Origin of the sequence: Pseudomonas sp. CAM1A, from assembly GCF_047501685.1 — a bacterium.
Classification (GTDB): domain Bacteria; phylum Pseudomonadota; class Gammaproteobacteria; order Pseudomonadales; family Pseudomonadaceae; genus Aquipseudomonas.
The window spans coordinates 426493-443567 of record NZ_JBFNXP010000008.1; the positions used below are offsets into that span (position 1 = coordinate 426493).

At 62.2% G+C, this 17075-nt stretch carries 13 protein-coding genes; 5 read left to right on the forward strand and 8 right to left on the reverse strand.

Annotated features, from left to right (window positions below; genetic code table 11):
* The first annotated feature begins 4 nt into the window (after positions 1 to 4).
* Positions 5 to 4225: an NEL-type E3 ubiquitin ligase domain-containing protein gene (locus ABZO33_RS19510; RefSeq protein ID WP_414537326.1), complete on the forward strand. Its 4221-nt coding sequence runs from the start codon at positions 5 to 7 to the stop codon at positions 4223 to 4225.
* On the opposite strand, the gene glpD is transcribed toward ABZO33_RS19510, so the two are convergent.
* From glpD to ABZO33_RS19530, 4 genes are all read right to left on the reverse strand, one after another.
* A complete protein-coding gene (glpD, locus tag ABZO33_RS19515; protein ID WP_414537327.1) occupies positions 4201 to 5739 on the reverse strand; it encodes a glycerol-3-phosphate dehydrogenase in 1539 nt (512 codons plus the stop codon). The genes ABZO33_RS19510 and glpD overlap by 25 nt on opposite strands.
* A 257-nt stretch (positions 5740 to 5996) precedes the next feature.
* Positions 5997 to 6752 (reverse strand): DNA-binding transcriptional repressor GlpR, encoded by a 756-nt coding sequence (gene glpR / locus ABZO33_RS19520; RefSeq protein WP_023629017.1) that lies wholly within the window; start codon positions 6750 to 6752, stop codon positions 5997 to 5999.
* A gap of 131 nt (positions 6753 to 6883) precedes the next feature.
* Positions 6884 to 8383, reverse strand: coding sequence for a glycerol kinase GlpK (glpK, locus tag ABZO33_RS19525; RefSeq protein WP_414537328.1), 1500 nt, complete (start codon positions 8381 to 8383; stop codon positions 6884 to 6886).
* A gap of 77 nt (positions 8384 to 8460) precedes the next feature.
* Positions 8461 to 9312 carry an MIP/aquaporin family protein gene (locus ABZO33_RS19530; protein WP_414537329.1) on the reverse strand — a complete coding sequence of 284 codons (852 nt, stop codon included), beginning with the start codon at positions 9310 to 9312 and terminating at the stop codon, positions 8461 to 8463.
* Between the two features lie 305 nt (positions 9313 to 9617).
* Between ABZO33_RS19530 and ybaK the strand changes: the two genes are divergently transcribed.
* Entirely contained in the window at positions 9618 to 10088 is a 471-nt protein-coding gene (gene ybaK / locus ABZO33_RS19535) for a Cys-tRNA(Pro) deacylase (RefSeq protein ID WP_110701961.1), read from the forward strand.
* A 99-nt stretch (positions 10089 to 10187) separates the two neighbouring features.
* Entirely contained in the window at positions 10188 to 10967 is a 780-nt protein-coding gene (locus ABZO33_RS19540; RefSeq protein ID WP_414537330.1) for a PhzF family phenazine biosynthesis protein, read from the forward strand.
* A gap of 79 nt (positions 10968 to 11046) precedes the next feature.
* Here ABZO33_RS19540 and ABZO33_RS19545 read toward each other — a convergent pair whose 3' ends face one another.
* Positions 11047 to 12156 (reverse strand): ABC transporter ATP-binding protein, encoded by a 1110-nt coding sequence (locus ABZO33_RS19545; RefSeq protein WP_414537331.1) that lies wholly within the window; start codon positions 12154 to 12156, stop codon positions 11047 to 11049.
* Positions 12153 to 13073: an ornithine carbamoyltransferase gene (gene argF, locus ABZO33_RS19550; protein ID WP_414537332.1), complete on the reverse strand. Its 921-nt coding sequence runs from the start codon at positions 13071 to 13073 to the stop codon at positions 12153 to 12155. The genes ABZO33_RS19545 and argF overlap by 4 nt, the downstream gene beginning before the upstream one ends.
* A 364-nt stretch (positions 13074 to 13437) precedes the next feature.
* Between argF and ABZO33_RS19555 the strand changes: the two genes are divergently transcribed.
* Both ABZO33_RS19555 and grxD read left to right on the forward strand, forming a co-directional pair.
* Entirely contained in the window at positions 13438 to 15546 is a 2109-nt protein-coding gene (locus tag ABZO33_RS19555; RefSeq protein WP_414537333.1) for a molybdopterin oxidoreductase family protein, read from the forward strand.
* Positions 15547 to 15637: 91 nt separating this feature from the next.
* Positions 15638 to 15973, forward strand: a complete 336-nt coding sequence (grxD, locus tag ABZO33_RS19560) for a Grx4 family monothiol glutaredoxin (RefSeq protein WP_031314504.1) — start codon at positions 15638 to 15640, stop codon at positions 15971 to 15973.
* A 124-nt stretch (positions 15974 to 16097) separates the two neighbouring features.
* Here grxD and bfr read toward each other — a convergent pair whose 3' ends face one another.
* Together bfr and ABZO33_RS19570 are read right to left on the reverse strand one after the other, a co-directional pair.
* Positions 16098 to 16571: a bacterioferritin gene (bfr, locus tag ABZO33_RS19565; protein WP_414537334.1), complete on the reverse strand. Its 474-nt coding sequence runs from the start codon at positions 16569 to 16571 to the stop codon at positions 16098 to 16100.
* Positions 16572 to 16772: 201 nt separating this feature from the next.
* Positions 16773 to 16994 (reverse strand): bacterioferritin-associated ferredoxin, encoded by a 222-nt coding sequence (locus ABZO33_RS19570; RefSeq protein WP_046854452.1) that lies wholly within the window; start codon positions 16992 to 16994, stop codon positions 16773 to 16775.
* Positions 16995 to 17075 lie beyond the last annotated feature (81 nt).

The following is a 17075-nucleotide window of genomic DNA, read 5'->3' on the forward strand; positions in this document are numbered from 1 at the left end:
CGTGATGTCCTGGCGTTTTTTCAAGCCAGGAGATACCGCTATGCCGCCTGCCAATCCTTTCCCGTGCACGTCGGTCGATCATCTGATAGCCCGTCAGTTGCCCCCTTGGCTGAGCGAGGCTGAGACGCGACATCTCGAGCCCTATCGAAAGGCGTTGAATGCACAACAGCAGGTTGCCGACCAGTTGCGCCATGTGTTGAGCCGCATACCGAGCCTCGAGGGCTTCGCTGCGCCGTTGCTGGAAAAGGCCCTGGCCGAGGCAGGGCTAGGTCATGTCGATTCGCGGCGGACGTTCACAGTGGTCACTGAAGAGTTCCTTCTCCCCTCGGCGTCGGAAAAGATCTATCGGCCGACCATTACCTACACCACCCGCCAGTCGCTGCTTGCATCAGCCATGCACAATTTCGAAGCGCAAGAGGCCAAACCCTGGTTTCTGCGCAAGGCCCGGCTTGTCGATGCCAAAAAGGCGCCCGTGGAGATGACTTACGAGCGTTTTGTCGAACTGTGCCGCACGCTGAACATCGGCGGGCAGTACCAGGCGCTGCTCAAGACCGTGCTGCAGCCCAAGGCGGGCCGTGGCCAACCGGCGGATCAGGCACGCAAGGTCATCGACCGGCTGTTCCAGGACGGCCTGCGCACACAGATGAAGGCGGCGCTGTACGAGGGAAGGATCAAGGGCCAGTTGGACGAGCGGGACTTGCAGCGTCTGCTGCCGGTGCTGGAGCGCCCGCCACTGCCGGCCTACCAGGGCGGTACCCTGGCCCCGCGCCAATTGTATGTGCTGGGCAGCTGCATGGTCGGGATCATCACTCTGCAATGGCGACCTGCACCGGATGCGGCCGTCGACGAAGTGATCGCCTGGATACCTGGCGACCCGGAGAAAAGCCTGCGGCATTACGACTCCTGGGGAGCGCTGTATGCCGATTTGGGGACGCGCCTGAAAAACAAGTCGTTCCAGCGCTTCATCCGCCGCTTCGTCAAGGCCCAGGATCGACAGCGCTTCGAGGCGGCACTGTCGCGCGCGCGGACGCGTGCCGTGGCGGGAGAGCCGATGGAGCTGGATGGGCGCAACCTGCCGGTTGACGGCGAGGTGTTTGCCCATGCGCAAGCGCAGGTACAAGCCAGGATTTACGATGATGCCCGTTTCATCGCGGTGCCTACCGAAGCAGAAGACCGCTTGAGCAGGCACAAACGTTTGCAGGTGATGCAGTCGGCAGGGCTGGAACTCCTGGGCTTGGCGGCGTTCGTCGTGCCGGTACTGGGTGAGTTGCTTTTGGTGGTGAGCGCTGTGCAGCTGCTCGATGAGGTGTACGAAGGTTACCAGGACTGGCGACTGGGTGATCGTCAGGGAGCACTGGATCATCTGTTCAACGTTATCCAGGGGGTGCTGCTGGCGGGCGCCACCGCTGGCGTGCTTCACGGCATCAAGCGTTTGTCGTGGGTGGACGCGTTGGAGCCGAAGGTGGTGCCGGGAGGCGGGCTGAGGCTGACGCGCAATGCTCACTATCCGCCCATCGAAGACAACCCGTTGGTGCTGTTCCAGGATTTGCCGGGCGGCCATTTCGAACATTTGCTTTCGTCCAGGAGCCGTGTGCTGATGGATGCGACCGGCCTGAAGACCGACCAACTGCGGCGCTTGAACCTTGAGCGTGGTGCAGCGCCAGCCCGGCTGCTGGACATGTACGAGTGTCTTGAACTGCAGGCAACGCAACCCGGTCTGCGGGGCCTGGCACTGGAGCAGGCGCTGCAGCAGATACGCCAGCCAACTGGACCTGGGCAAACCAAACTGATGGCGGCTTTCCCTGATCTGACGCCCAGGGGCGCACAGGAAATCATCGACCACAGCAGCTCCGAGCTGCAGCAGCAATTGCTTGCCGGACCGAAGGTGCCGCTTGCGATGGCAGAACGCGCGCGCTGGTCCGTCCGCGACAGCCGGGTTGACCGGGCCTGCCTGGGTATTCGGTTGCCGAACATGCTCAATGCCGATGGCGAAAAGCTGCTATTGGGGTTGGTCGAGCACAAGGCGCCTTGGCCTGGTTCGGTGCGTGTCGAATTGCGTTCGGGTAGTTCAGAAGGTCTTTTGTTGTTCGCAAGCCAGGCCGAGGCTGCAAGCGAGACGAGGGTGATCATCAAGCATGACCAGACCTACGCGTTGGCTGGCGAATCGACAGGCAGCTCCGGGTCCTTGCTGAATGTGGTGTTGCAGTGCCTTGAAGACGATCAGAAAGTAGCACTGGGTAACGCCAACCTGAACGTGACGCAATTACGGGACACGCTGCTTGAGAGCGCTGCACAGGAGCGTCAGCAAGCCGCCAGGCTGATTGGGCTTGCTCCGCAGGGCGCTGGCGTGCGTCCGCCGCGCCGCTTCGCCGATGGACGCCTGGCCTATTCGTTCAGCGGCGGTGGTGAAAGCAGCCGACAGGCTATCAGGCGGGGTATTCATCAGATTTTCCCGACCCTCAGCGAGCTGCAGCTCGATGCCTATATAGACGCTGTGCGCCAGCGTGGCGAGAACCTGTGGGATCACTATCAGATGCTGCAACGCCAGCTCGCTGAGTTACGCGAAGTGTTGCGGCAATGGCAGGGCAACTGGCAGACGCCCGTTGATGCTATCCGTCGCCGCCGGGTCGCCGATACGCTGCGTCGTAGCTGGCGACGCAAGCTGGTGGATGGCAATGACCAATATGAGCTGACCATCGACGGCGAGCACGTTGGGGAGTTGCCCTCTTTGCCTGCGGGTGTCGACTTTGTGCACGTGCGCCGGTTGGTGTTGCGCAACATGCGCCTGGAGGCCCTCGATGCTGAGTTTCTCAGGTTGTTCCCTAACCTGGTCGACCTTGATCTGGGTGGTAATCGCCTTGCTCAGATCCCTGAAGGGATCGAGCACCTGACTCAACTCAGGCGGGTAGATTTGAGCAACAATGAAATCGTGATGGATCAAGTGGGGAGCCAGCGTCTGGCCCGGTTGCAACGGCTCGATACGTTGATTCTGAGTTACAACCCGCTGAACGGTTTGCCGGACCTGTCCGCCTTGCCGAATGTTCGCGATGTACGCCTGCGCAGCACTGGGCAGGACGACATTCGGCTGCTCCATGAAAGCCTGTCGTTGCGAGCCCATGTCGACTTGCGAGACAACCGCATCAGTGAGTTGCAGCGGGAAATGCGTGGCCTGCGTTTGCGCCTGCAGCGGCTGAACTTGCATGACAATGACTTGAATGCAAGCAGCATGCAGTACCTGGATGAAGCGCGCGGTGTCACGACCTCAGGAGCAAGAGGTAGTGCCTCGCATGTCCATCATCGGGTCGATGGGCATACCCGGGCAACTTGGGTGGCTTCCAGCAATGAGCAGCTGAGTGCGCAACGAACGGCAAGCTGGGATTGGCTGGTAGCGGAACCAGGCTCGGCTGGGCTGTTCAGGTTTCTCGCCGATTTTGCCGAAAGCGAAGACTTCGAGTTGCATCCGCGTCATTATCGGCGGCGCATATGGCACATTCTCGATGCCTGCGAACACAACGAAACACTTCGCGAACTGTTGTTTCGGGAAGCCGATGCGCCACGTAGTTGTGAAGACCGCCTGTTGCTGATGCTCAATCAGATGGAGGTGGGTATCCTCGTTCACCAGGGCGTTGATGGCCTGCCTGTGGCAATGAGAGAGCAGCGCTTGCTGCGCCTGGGGCGGCAGTTGCATCGCCTGGATCTGCTCGATGACATCGCCAACCGGCATGTGCAGAGCATGCGTACCGAAGGGGTACACAGGGTCGACGAGATCGAGGTGCGTCTCTACTACCGGTTGAAGCTGGCGGGTGCTCTCGATTTGCCAGTGCCACCCGAAGAAATGCACTTTCCGTCATTTGCCCATGTGAGCGTAGCCGACCTGAGTCGTGCCGAGCTGGAGGTCCTGCGGGCTGATACATCTGTGGCGATGCTGGACGCGCTGGTCGCGCGTCCCTATTGGCAGAACTACTTGCGCGAAACCTTCCCGGAGCGCTTCGAAGCACTGGGCGCGCCCTTCCATGAGCGCCTGGCCAGTCTTGAAGAGCAGGCGGTAACTGGTCAGGAAGGTGATTATGATGCGCGTGCGCGTGTACTGATGCATCAGCATGAGGCGGAAGAGTCTGCGCTGATGCGTCAATTAACCACGCAGGTCTGGGCGCGCTCGCGCTATGCCCCGCAAGAGCTGGCGCCCAGGGGGGGCGGTGATCAGGCTGCTTCGAAGCCGGCTTGACGCTGCACGCGCTGTTGCAGGTAGTCCCGCAGCACTTGCTGTTCGCCAACACTGGTGAACAGCCCCAGCTTGGTGCGGCGCCAGAGGATATCGTCGGCGTCACATGCCCATTCCTGGCGGCAGAGATAGTCGACTTCATGACTGAACAGCCCACCGCCAATTGGCAGGCCCAGGTCTTCCGGCCCTTGTACGCCCTCGAGCAACTGCCACACACGGCTGCCATAGGTAGTGGCCCAGCGCTTGGCCATGTCTACCGGTAGCCAATCGTGGCGGGCCAGCAGCGCATCCACCAGCGCTTGCGCCGAAGTCATGTCCTCACCGCCGGGCAGGGTCGCGTCGGCAGTCCAGCTGCCACGCATCTGGGTGAAGAATGGCTTCAGTTCGGCCATGGCCGACTCGGCCAGCTTGCGGTAGGTGGTGAGCTTGCCTCCGAATACCGACAGCAGCGGCGCCTGCCCCTCGCTAGCCGACAGCGCCAGGGTGTAGTCGCGGGTGACCGCCGAAGGGTTGTCCGACTCGTCGTTGCACAGCGGGCGCACGCCGGAGTAGGTGTGCAGGATGTCGCTGCGGCTGAGCTGGTGGTTGAAGTGCTGGTTGACCACCTGCAGCAGGTAGTCGGTCTCCTGCTCGGTAATCGCCACCTTGGCCGGGTCGCCGCTGTACTCGCGGTCGGTGGTACCAATCAAGGTGAAACGATCAAGGTAGGGAATACAGAAGACGATGCGCTGGTCTTCGTTCTGCAGGATGTAGGCATGTTCGCCCTCGTACAGGCGCGGCACGATCAGGTGGCTGCCCTGGATCAGGCGGATGCCGTACGGCGCATCGAGCTTGAGGTCATCCTTGATGAAGCTGGCCACCCACGGGCCAGCCGCGTTGACCAGGGCGCGGGCGCGGATGGTCTGCAGGCTGCCGTCGGCGTGTTGCAGTTCCACCTGCCACAGGCCGTCGATGCGCTCGGCGCGTAGGCAACGGGTACGGGTGCGGATGTCAGCGCCTTTTTCCCGGGCTGCCATGGCGTTCAGCACGACCAGGCGGGCATCGTCCACGGCGCAGTCGGCGTATTCGAAGCCGCGGGTGATCGCCGGCTTGAGCGGGTAGCCCGGCCCGAAACGCAGGCTGCGCGAGGCGCCCAGGCGCTTGCGCTTGCCGAGGTGATCGTAGAGGAACAAGCCTGCGCGAATCATCCAGGCCGGGCGCAGGTGCGGGCGGTGCGGCAGCACGAAGCGCATGGGCTTGACGATGTGCGGCGCCTTGGCCAGCAGCACTTCGCGCTCGGCCAGGGCTTCGCGTACCAGGCGGAATTCGTAGTGCTCGAGATAGCGCAGGCCGCCGTGGATCAGCTTGCTACTGGCCGAGGAGGTGTGCTGCGCCAGGTCATCCTTTTCACAAAGGAACACCTTGAGGCCGCGCCCCGCGGCATCGGCAGCAATGCCCACGCCATTGATGCCACCGCCGATAACGGCGAGGTCGTAGCAGTCTTGGAGGGGTGGCTGGGACGAAACGGGCTGGGACACGGGCAAGGCCTCCTGGGGCTGTTCACAGCGAATGTGAACATCAATGTTCGTTTCCGAAAATATTAGCGTAATGAACAGGCGGCTGCCAGTCAGTCTTTATAGAAAAAACTGATCGGATGACAGGGAAATGAACATTTGCGAAAAGCGGAGGTGAACGGTTGCAGATTTTCAGGGGGGCCAAGATCGAGCGCCGTGCGGGCGGCGCTCGATCTCATGGGCGACACAAGGGGTGAGTCCTGCACCCCACGCCCTCCGTCTCAAACCACGTCGAGGCGGATCTTGTACTGGTTGAGCAGTTGGGTCAGTGCAGGGGAAGGCGCCTGGTCGGTCACCAGGCAGTCGACCAGGCTGATCGAGCCCAGGCGAACCATGGCGTTACGGCCGAACTTGCTCGAGTCCGCGGCCAGCAGCACCTGGCGGGCATTGGCGATGATTGCCTGGGACACCCGTACTTCCTGGTAGTCGAAGTCCAGCAGGCTACCGTCCTCGTCAATGCCGCTGATGCCGACCACGGCGAAATCGACCTTGAACTGGTTGATGAAGTCGACGCTCGCCTGGCCCACCACACCTCCGTCGCGGCGTACCGTGCCGCCGGCCACCAGCACTTCGAAGTCGTCCTTGGCTGCCAGGATTGCCGCCACGTGCAGGTTGTTGGTGATGACTTTCAGGTGATTGTGGTTGAGCAGGGCGCGGGCGATGGATTCGGTGGTGGTACCGATGTTGATGAACAGCGAGGCGTGGTCGGGAATCTGCCGGGCCACGGCGTCGGCGATGCGTTGCTTCTCGTCGCGCATCTGGTCGGCGCGCATGGCGTAGGCGGTGTTTTCGATGCTCGAGTCGTAGGCGGCACCACCATGGTAGCGGCGCAACAGGTTGGCTTCGGCGAGCTGGTTGATATCGCGGCGGATGGTCTGCGGGGTGACGACGAACAGCTGCGCCATTTCCTCGATGCTGACATAGCCGCGTTCGCGGACGAGCTCGAGGATTTGTTGTTGGCGTGGAGGCAGATTCATGGGCGGTCCTTTGGGGCAGCCGGACAAATTCTGCAATGATGCCGTAGGTCGTGATGTAGGACCAGTCTGGTTGATGCGTAAAGGATCATCGCGGGGCGTGGTAGAGGGCTCGCCCCGCGATGCTTTCGCTATCAGGCGTCGTGGTCTTCCCAGTCGCGGGTGCGATCGACAGCCTTGCGCCAGCCCTTGTACAGCTTCTCCTTGGCCGCTTCGTCCAGCTGCGGGCTGAATTCGCGCTCGATGATCGCCTTGTCGCGCAGCTCGTCCAGGCCGCTCCAGAAACCACAGGCCAGGCCCGCCAGGTAGGCGGCGCCCAGCGCTGTGGTTTCGCGCATTTTCGGACGCTCGACGCAAGTGCCGAGAATGTCGGACTGGAACTGCATGAGGAAGTTGTTGGCCACTGCGCCACCGTCCACGCGCAGTTCGGACAGGCGCTGGCCGCAGTCCTGCTGCATGGCGTCGAGCACGTCGCGGGTCTGGTAGGCAATCGACTCCAGGGCGGCACGGATGATGTGATCGACCTTGACGCCACGGGTCAGGCCGAACAGTGCGCCGCGGGCGTAAGGGTCCCAGTAGGGCGCACCCAGGCCGGTGAAGGCCGGCACCAGGTAAACGCCGTTGCTGTCCTTGACCTTGCTGGCAAAGTACTCGGTGTCGTAGGCATCGTTGACGATCTTCAGTTCGTCGCGCAGCCACTGCACGGTGGAACCACCGTTGAAGACCGCGCCCTCAAGGGCGTAGGCCACTTCGCCACGCGGGCCGCAGGCGATGGTGGTGAGCAGGCCGTGGGATGATTGCACCGCCTTGTCGCCGGTGTTCATCAGCAGGAAACAGCCGGTGCCGTAGGTGTTCTTGGCCTGGCCGGGCTCCACGCACATCTGGCCGAACAGCGCCGATTGCTGGTCACCGGCGATACCGGCGATGGCAATGCCGCTTTTGGTATGGCCATAGACTTCGGACGACGGGCGAACCTCGGGCAGCATCTGGCTTGGGATGCCGAGAATGTCGAGGAGCTTTTCGTCCCATTGCAGGCTATGGATGTTGAACATCAGCGTGCGCGAGGCGTTGGTGTAGTCGGTGACATGCACCTTGCCACCGGAGAATTTCCAGATCAGCCAGGTATCGATGGTGCCGAACAGCAACTCGCCACGCTCGGCGCGCTCGCGCACGCCTTCGACGTTATCGAGGATCCACTTGAGCTTGGTGCCGGAGAAGTACGGGTCGGTGACCAGGCCAGTTGCCTCGCGGATGTACTGCTCATGGCCGTCGCGCTTGAGCTGGGCGCAGATCTCGGTGCTGCGCCGGCATTGCCAGACGATGGCGTTGTACACCGGGCGCCCGGTTTCCTTGTCCCAGACGACGGTGGTCTCGCGCTGGTTGGTGATGCCGATGGCGGCGACCTGGGCGTGGCTGATGCCGGCCTGGGCCAGGGCCTCGACCATGGTCGCGCTCTGGGTGGCGAAGATTTCCATCGGGTCGTGCTCGACCCAGCCCGCCTGCGGGTAGTGCTGGGCGAACTCACGCTGTGAGGTGCCCACCACGTTGGCGTCGCGATCGAAGATGATGGCGCGCGAACTGGTGGTGCCCTGGTCCAGGGCGATGATGTAGTTCTTGTCCAGGGTATCGGTCATGTCGGTGGCCTTGCACGAATAGGGGGTAGTTCAGGGCGTGGCGGGCGCCGGGTGTCAGCCCGGGCCCGGCGTTGGCATCAGGAAACCTGGGTGTCGCCCTGAGGATTATCGTCTGTCTGTTGGGTCGCGGCTTGTGTTGTCGGCAAATTGCGGGCGATCAGCCCGCGGTACAGGGCCGCGCCCAGGCTGGCACCGAGGATCGGCGCGAACACCGGCACCAGGAAATACGGAATATCGCGCCCGCCAGTGAAGGCAATTTCGCCCCAACCGGCCAGGAAGGTCATCAGTTTAGGCCCGAAATCGCGCGCCGGGTTCATCGCAAAGCCGGTCAGCGGGCCCATCGCGCTGCCGATCACGGCGATCAACAGGCCGATCAGCAGGGGCGCCGTGGCACCGCGGGGCAGGCCGTTGTTGTCGTCGGTCAGGGCCATGATCACGGCCATCAGGATGGCGGTGATGATCACTTCGACCAGGAACGCCTGGCCGGTGGACAGCGCCGGGTGCGGATAGGTGGAGAACACCGAGGCCAGTTCGAGGCTCGCCTGGCTGCCACGCAGCATGGCGTGGCTTTGTTCGAAATCGAAGAACAGGTTGCTGTACAGGAAGTACACCAACGCGGCGCCGCAGAATGCGCCGCACACTTGGGCGAGCATGTAGAACGGCAGCTTGCGCTTGTCGAAGCCGGCGAACACGGCCAGCGCGATACTGACCGCCGGGTTCAGGTGCGCGCCGGACACACCGGCGGTGAGGTAAATCGCCATGCTCACGCCGACCCCCCAGATGATGCTTATTTCCCACAGGCCGAAGCTGGCACCGGCGACCTTGAGCGCAGCGACACAGCCGGTACCGAAGAAGATGAGCAGGGCAGTGCCGAGAAATTCGGCCAGGCACTGGGCGGATAGCGTGGGTTGTCGTAGAGCAGTCGTCATGTATGACCTCGGTTCTTGTTGTTGTGAGGCGCTGGGCGCTCGACAGCAAAAAGCCCGGAGTCGATCCCCATTGACGCCGGGCGGGTACAGGAAGCGCACCTTATAGGTGCACCATTTATTCATAAACGAAAAAATATAGACAAGAAACGCTGATGTCAAAGGTCGAAAATGAACGCTCAGCCACATTCTGACTGCCGTGCCGTGCGGTGAATCCATGGCCGCTGCTCTAGCCTGGGTCCTGCGCTGGCTGCCCCGGCGGATTTACCCTAAAGTACCGGGCGACTTGTGATCGCCTGGAGCCGTTGATGACCCCCGCCCTGGACCTGTTGAAAAAGGCGCGTGCCGAGCACCGCGTGCACAGCTACGAACATGATCCGAAATCCGCATCGTACGGTCTGGAGGCTGCGGAAAAGCTCGGCCTTGACCCGTTGCGCGTGTTCAAGACGCTGCTCGCCAGCAGCGAAAAAGGTGAGCTGCTGGTGGCGGTGGTGCCGGTGGGCGGGACGCTCGATCTGAAGGCGCTGGCGCACGCGGCCGGCGTGAAGAAATGCGAAATGGCCGACCCGCAAGCCGCCCAGCGCGCCACGGGCTACCTGGTTGGCGGAATCAGCCCGCTGGGACAGAAGAAGCGCCTGCGCACTTTCATTGACCAATCCGCGCAACAACATGAAACGATTCATGTGAGCGCTGGCCGCCGCGGTCTGGAAGTGGAGCTCGCCGCTGTAGTGCTCGCTGCCCATACCCAGGCACAGTTCGCCGAGATCGGTCGCGGCTGATCATCTGTACTGGTTCAAATTCCACGACTCTGTCACTGTTCGGTCCAGGCGCCTTGCTCCATGCTCGAGGCCTTTTCCGCCCTACACAGGAGTCGTGGCATGCACCTGCATTTTCACCAGGTCGATGCGTTCAGTGACCGGCCCTTTGCCGGCAATTCGGCCATGGTCTACCACCTGGAGCAGTGGCTCGACGATGCGCTGATGCAGCAGATCGCCGCCGAGCACAACCTCGCCGAAACTGCGTTCGTCGTCGCTGAAGGAGAGGGCTACCGGATTCGCTGGTTCACCCCCGCAACCGAAGTGCCGCTGTGCGGTCATGCCACCCTCGCCAGTGCCCATGTGCTGTTCGAGGTCTATGGCGCGCAGAAACCCCGTCTGCACTTTCAAAGCCTGTCCGGGCCGTTGAGCGTGACGCGTGAAGAGGGCCGCCTGTGGCTCGATTTCCCACGCATCGATCCGCAGCCCTTGGCTGAGCCGGCGGCCGTGGCCGAGGCGCTGGGGTGCGAGGTACAGGAGGTTTACCAGACCAAGGAGCTGTTGGTGGTACTGGCATCTGAGCAAGCCGTGCGTGCCTGCGCGCCAGACATGGTGGCGTTGGCGAGACTGCCGGGTTTGGGCGTGATCGTAACCGCGCCGGGTGAAGAGCACGATTTCGTGTCGCGCTATTTTGCACCGAGTATCGGGATCCCGGAGGATCCAGTCACGGGTTCCATTCACTGCTCGCTTATTCCTTACTGGGCGGCACGCCTTGGCAAGTCACAGTTGCACGCGTACCAGCGCTCGGCACGCGGTGGCGAGCTGTTCTGTCGGCTGGAGGGGGAGAGGGTGAAGATCGGTGGACAGGCCCGTTTGGTGGCCTCTGGTACTTTGATGGTCTGATTCAAAGTGATCGGGCGAGCCCGCCCCACACCTGTTTACAGGACGTGGAGGCGGGCTTGCTCCGCGCTGCTGTCGAACTTCAGAGCGCCGAGCTGATGCGACGCACACCGTTCTCCTGGCGCGGTAGCTGAGCGGCAACGCTACCGGGTACCGGGAACAGCACGAGATGATCGGCGGCGACGGCGATGCCGACGTCCTGGCCGAGCGAGTGGTCGTTGTGGCTGGGGAAGATCGCCTCGAGCTGGCTGCCGGTGGGAAGCTGCAGACGATACAAGGTCGAAGCGCCGAGGAAGCTTTTGCCGATGACCTGTGCCCGTAGCGTGCTGTCAGGGGCATGGATAATGTCGTCGGGGCGCAACAGCACGTCCACCGAGCTTCCGGGCGCCATGGTATAGGCCCGGTTGCCGCGCAGCTCGCCGAGTTCGGTGGTCACTGCTTCGTGGCTGCTCATCTGGCCACGAATGAAGTAACCCTGGCCGATGAAGCTGGCGACAAACGGGGTCTGCGGCTCGTGGTAGAGGTTGTAGGGCGTGTCCCACTGCTCCAGGCGGCCCTCCTTGAATACCCCCACATGATCGCTGACGGCAAAGGCTTCCTCCTGGTCGTGGGTGACCAGGATGGCGCTGGTGCCGCGGCTCTTGAGGATGTCGCGGACCTCATGGCTCAAGCGTCGGCGCAGCTCCACGTCGAGGTTGGAGAACGGCTCGTCAAGCAACAGCAGCTGTGGCTCCGGTGCAAGCGCCCGGGCCAGGGCCACGCGTTGCTGCTGGCCGCCCGACAACTCGTGCGGGTAACGCCCGCCGAGGCCGGCCAGCTTGACCAGCTCGAGCATCTCCTCGACCACCGCCGCCTGGCGCGGGTGTTTGCCGATGCCGAAGGCGATGTTCTGCGCGACGGTCAGGTGGGGGAACAGCGCGTAGTCCTGGAACACCATGCCGATCCGCCGTTTCTCCGGCGCCAGGGTGAACCCGGCGCGGGAGATGACCTCGCCGCCCAGCTGGATCTCGCCTTCGTGCACCGGCTCGAAGCCGGCAATGGCGCGCAGCGTGGTGGTCTTGCCGCAACCGGAAGACCCAAGCAGGCAACCAATGTCGCCTGCGTTGAGGTGCAGGTTGAGGTTCTGGACGATGCGCTGGTCGCCATAGCCGCAGGCCAGGTCGCGCAGGTTGAGCAGTAGCTGTTGACTCATGCGTGGTGGTAAGCCGGTTCTACAAGGAATTCCAGAAGGGCCTTCTGCGCATGCAGGCGGTTCTCAGCTTCGTCCCAGGCGACCGAACGGGGGTCGTCGAGCAGGTCCTGGCTGATTTCCTCGCCACGGTGGGCGGGCAGGCAATGCATGAACAGGGCGTCGGGTGCCGCCAGGTCGAGCAGTTCGCGGGTGACCTGGTAAGGCGCGAAATGCGCCAGGCGCCGTGCAGTTTCCTCTTCCTGGCCCATGGAAGTCCAGACATCCGTGGTTACCAGGTGGGCGCCGCGCACGGCTTCCTTCGGATCACGGATGATCTGCACGCGCTCGCCACCCAGTTGCAGGAAGCGCGAATCGGGCTCGTAGCCTTCAGGGCAAGTGATGCGCAGTTGGAAATCGAACTGCACGGCAGCTTCGATATAGGAGTTGCACATGTTGAAGCCGTCGCCGACCCAGGCCACGGTCTTGCCCTGGATCGCGCCACGGTGTTCGAAGAAGGTCTGTATGTCGGCCAGCAACTGGCAGGGGTGCGATTCGTCGGACAGGCCGTTGATGACCGGCACCTTCGAGTTCGCGGCGAATTCAGTGAGGGTGCTGTGGGCGTGGGTCCGGATCATCACCGCGTCGACCATGCTCGACAGCACGATGGCGCTGTCGGCGATCGGCTCGCCCCTGCCCAGCTGGGTGTCGCGCGGCGAGAGGAAGATCGCCTGGCCGCCAAGCTGGATCATGCCCGCTTCGAAGGACACTCGGGTACGAGTCGAGGATTTCTCGAAGATCATCCCCAGCACGCGGTTCTTCAACGGCTCGAACAGCACGCCTCGTTTACGCAGGTCCTTCAGCTCGATGCCGCGACGGATCACGCCGAGCAATTCGTCAGCGGTGAAATCCAGCAGGGAGAGAAAGTGCCTAGCGCTCATGATTGACTACCTTATCTGCAACGTTTTGCAGGTCGACCGTATGGGTTTTGTTGACAACGGGAGTGACCTGCGGCGTAAGCCGCACGGGGCGGACGGAATAGGGAAAGGCGCAATACTATAATTAAATGTCGCCTGAAACCAAGAGGGGAAACAGCGCCTCTGTGTCAAAGGGTGTCGTAAGCCGTTGGCGAGTAGCTGTTTTTTATTTGCTACAGCGGTTGTACACGGCTCGATGCGCGTTTGGCAAACCTGTTGTCGTGAACCGTCTGCCTGATGTCGCCCGATTCACGCCGCGAACCTCGCTGGCGGGCACCGGTTGACGGGCGCATAGTCGAGCCTTGCGAACAACAAGGCAGAGGCGGCCATGACCAAGACCCTGCATCACCGAGCCTGTCACTTGTGCGAGGCCATTTGTGGCCTGAACATCGAAGTTACCCATGCGGCAGAAGGGCCGCCGCGGATCAGCTCGATCAAGGGCGATCCGCAGGATCCGTTCAGCCGCGGCCACATCTGCCCCAAGGCGGTCGCCCTGCAGGACATCCAGGAGGACCCTGACCGCCTGCGCCAGCCTCATCGGCGCATCGGTGACCAGTGGCAGGCGATTGGCTGGGATGAGGCCTTCGCCTTCGCCGCAGAGCGGCTGTGGGCGGTACAACAGGCCCATGGGCGCAATGCAGTGGCGGTTTACCAAGGCAACCCCAGCGTGCACAACTATGGCTTGATGACCCACAGCAACTACTTCCTCGGCCTGCTCAAGACCCGCAACCGCTTCTCGGCCACCTCGGTGGACCAGCTGCCGCAGCACCTGACCAGCCACCTGATGTACGGCCATGGCCTGTTGCTGCCCATTCCGGACATCGACCACACGCAGTTCATGCTGATTCTTGGCGGCAACCCCCTGGCTTCCAATGGCAGCATCATGACCGTCCCCGACGTGGAAAAACGCCTGAAGGCCCTCAAGGCCAGAGGCGGGCAGTTGGTGGTGGTGGATCCGCGGCGCAGCGAGACGGCGTTACTGGCCGATCGGCACCTGTTCATCCGCCCCGGTGGCGACGCGGCGCTGTTGTGTGGCTTGCTGCACACGCTGTTCAGCGAAAACCTGGCCCGGGGCTCGCACCTGCCGGTCGCGGGGCTGGAGCAGGTGCGTGAAGCCATCCAGCCGTTCGATGCGTGCGCCATGAGCGCGCTTTGCGGTATCCCGGCGCAGGCAATCCGCCAGCTGGCGCGGGATTTCGCCGCTGCCGACAAGGCGGTGTGCTATGGCCGGATGGGGGTATCGACCCAGGCCTTCGGTTCGCTGTGCCACTGGCTGGTGCAATTGATCAACCTGGTCACCGGCAATCTTGATCGCGAGGGTGGCGCGCTGTGCACGGCGCCTGCGGTCGACCTGGTCGCCAGCACTTCCGGCGGGCATTTCGACCAGTGGCGTAGCCGCGTCTCGGGCTTGCCCGAGTATGGCGGCGAGTTGCCGGTCTCGGCATTGGCCGAGGAGATCCTCGAACCCGGCGACGGGCAGGTGCGGGCGCTGGTGACCGTGGCGGGCAACCCGGTGCTGTCCACGCCCAACGGGCGACGCCTGGACGATGCACTGGCCGGCCTGGATTTCATGCTCAGCATCGACCTGTACATCAACGAGACTACGCGCCATGCCGACCTGATCCTGCCATCGACCTCGGCGCTGGAGAACGATCACTACGACTCCACCTTCAACCTGCTGGCAGTGCGTAACGTCACCCGTTTCAACCGGGCGATCCTGCCCAAACCCGAAGGCGCGCTGCACGACTGGGAGATCTTCGTGGGCCTGGCCAGGGCCTTCGCCGAGCTCGCGCAGGTCGAGCTCAAGGCAACCTTGCCCCCGGCACAGATGATCGACTTCGCCCTGTGCAAGGGGCCTTATGGCGAGAACTCGCCCTGGAAGCTCTCGCTACAGGCGCTCGACGCGCATCCCCACGGCCTCGATCTCGGCCCCCTGCGCGCCAACCTGGCTACACGCTTGCGCACGGCCAGCGGCAAGGTCGAGGTGGCCCCGGCGGTTCTACTCGAGGACCTGCGGCGCCTCGCCGGTGTGTCCGCGCCCACGGACGATCAACTGCTGCTCATCGGCCGTCGCCATGTGCGCAGCAACAATTCGTGGATGCACAACTACCATCGACTGGTCAAAGGCAAGCCGCGCCACCAGTTGCTGATGCATCCGGACGACCTGAGCCGGCGCCAGTTGCATGATGGCCAGATGGTGCGGGTCCGTTCGCGTACCGGGGTCATCGAGGTGGCGGTGCAGGCCAGCGAGGAGATGATGCCGGGGGTGGTCAGCCTGCCCCATGGCTATGGCCATGGACGCCAGGGTGCACGCTTGCAGGTGGCCGCTGCGCAGCCGGGGGTGAGTGCCAACGACCTCACCGACGAGCACCTGCGCGATGGTGTTTCCGGCAATGCTGCGCTCAATGGCGTACCGGTGCAGGTCGAGGCCGCATGAAGCACGGCAAGGCCGAGCACGTTGCTCGGCTTTCCGATACAATGCGCCACCGTGGCGACGATCAAGTCGCAAAGTTCAGCCGAGGTGCTTCATGGATATCATCGATACAATCAAAGAGCAGATCGCCAACAACACCATTCTGCTTTACATGAAAGGTTCGCCGAATGCCCCGCAGTGCGGCTTCTCGGCCAAGGCATCGCAAGCGGTCATGGGTTGTGGCGAGAAGTTCGCCTACGTCGACATCCTGCAGAACCCGGAAATCCGCGCCAACCTGCCCAAATACGCCAACTGGCCTACCTTCCCGCAACTGTGGGTGGCGGGTGAACTGGTCGGCGGCAGCGACATCATGATCGAGATGTTCGAAAATGGTGAGCTGCAGACCCTGATCAAGGATGCGGCCGCCAAGGCCAAGGCTTCCGAGGCCTGATTCAGGTCTTCGCGCCAGCCTGCAAAAAGCCCCGCTAGTGCGGGGCTTTTTTTTGCCGATCGAGCAAGTATCACGCCCACAAAAAAGCCCCGCATTGGCGGGGCTTCCTGACTGGGCGTTGCAGTTACTCTTCGCCCATCTGCGACTGCAGGTAGTTCTCGATAGTGATCTTGTCGATCAGGCCCAGCTGGGTTTCCAGCCAGTCTATGTGTTCTTCCTGGTCTTCGAGAATGTCCTCGAGCACGTCGCGCGAACCGAAGTCGCCAGCGGTTTCGCAATGGGCGATGGCAGCTTTCAGGTCGGCGTGGGCCTTTTTCTCAAGCTTCAGGTCGCAGTCGAGCATCTCCTTGGTGTGCTCGCCGATCATGAGCTTGCCCAGGTCCTGGACGTTGGGGATGCCTTCGAGGAAGAGGATGCGCTTGATCAGCTTGTCAGCATCCTTCATCGCCTGGATGGACTCTTTGTACTCGAGTTTGCCGATCTTGTTCAGGCCCCAATCTTCGTACATGCGCGCATGCAGGAAGTACTGGTTGATAGCGACCAGCTCGTTTCCGAGGATCTTGTTGAGATGCTGGATGACGCTTACGTCGCCTTTCATGATGGGGTCTGCCCTGTAGAAGTTGAGCCAATGCAAACAAGTTTGAGCCCCGCAACTATCTATGTCAAACCTAAGTTATTGAATAATAAGTGAAAATTAATCGGAATAAGAATGTTTTTGAACTGCGTTCGAGCGCTAACTTATTGAATTACGGGCATAAAAAAACCGGACACTGGGTCCGGTTCTTCGAATTCGGGGAAATTACGCCGCGTTGAATTCAACGGGGTAGGGCAGGGCGGCCTGCTGGCTCAGTTGCAGCTCGGTGAGGGTCTCGCGCACCACCTGCTTGGCGAGGCAGGCGCACTTGCCGCACTGGCTGGCGACATTGGTGGCGGCTCGAACTTCCTTGTAGCTGCAGCATCCTTCGTAGATCGCATCGCGGATCTGTCCGTCGGTGACACCGACACAAAGACACACATACATAAAGGCTGACCATCGCGGGTTGAGTCGATGCGTTGGAGAGTAATGGTAATGAGAATGCTTGTCAAAACACTTTGTGTAAGG

Coding starts and splice junctions, on each gene's coding strand:
- ABZO33_RS19510 (WP_414537326.1), top strand. CDS start 5: ATGTCCTGGCGTTTTTTCAAGCCAGGAGATACCGCTATGCCGCCTGCC.
- glpR (WP_023629017.1), bottom strand. CDS start 6,752: ATGAATCTGCCTCCACGCCAACAACAAATCCTCGAGCTCGTCCGCGAA.
- glpK (WP_414537328.1), bottom strand. CDS start 8,383: ATGACCGATACCCTGGACAAGAACTACATCATCGCCCTGGACCAGGGC.
- ABZO33_RS19530 (WP_414537329.1), bottom strand. CDS start 9,312: ATGACGACTGCTCTACGACAACCCACGCTATCCGCCCAGTGCCTGGCC.
- ybaK (WP_110701961.1), top strand. CDS start 9,618: ATGACCCCCGCCCTGGACCTGTTGAAAAAGGCGCGTGCCGAGCACCGC.
- ABZO33_RS19540 (WP_414537330.1), top strand. CDS start 10,188: ATGCACCTGCATTTTCACCAGGTCGATGCGTTCAGTGACCGGCCCTTT.
- ABZO33_RS19545 (WP_414537331.1), bottom strand. CDS start 12,156: ATGAGTCAACAGCTACTGCTCAACCTGCGCGACCTGGCCTGCGGCTAT.
- argF (WP_414537332.1), bottom strand. CDS start 13,073: ATGAGCGCTAGGCACTTTCTCTCCCTGCTGGATTTCACCGCTGACGAA.
- ABZO33_RS19555 (WP_414537333.1), top strand. CDS start 13,438: ATGACCAAGACCCTGCATCACCGAGCCTGTCACTTGTGCGAGGCCATT.
- grxD (WP_031314504.1), top strand. CDS start 15,638: ATGGATATCATCGATACAATCAAAGAGCAGATCGCCAACAACACCATT.
- bfr (WP_414537334.1), bottom strand. CDS start 16,571: ATGAAAGGCGACGTAAGCGTCATCCAGCATCTCAACAAGATCCTCGGA.
- ABZO33_RS19570 (WP_046854452.1), bottom strand. CDS start 16,994: ATGTATGTGTGTCTTTGTGTCGGTGTCACCGACGGACAGATCCGCGAT.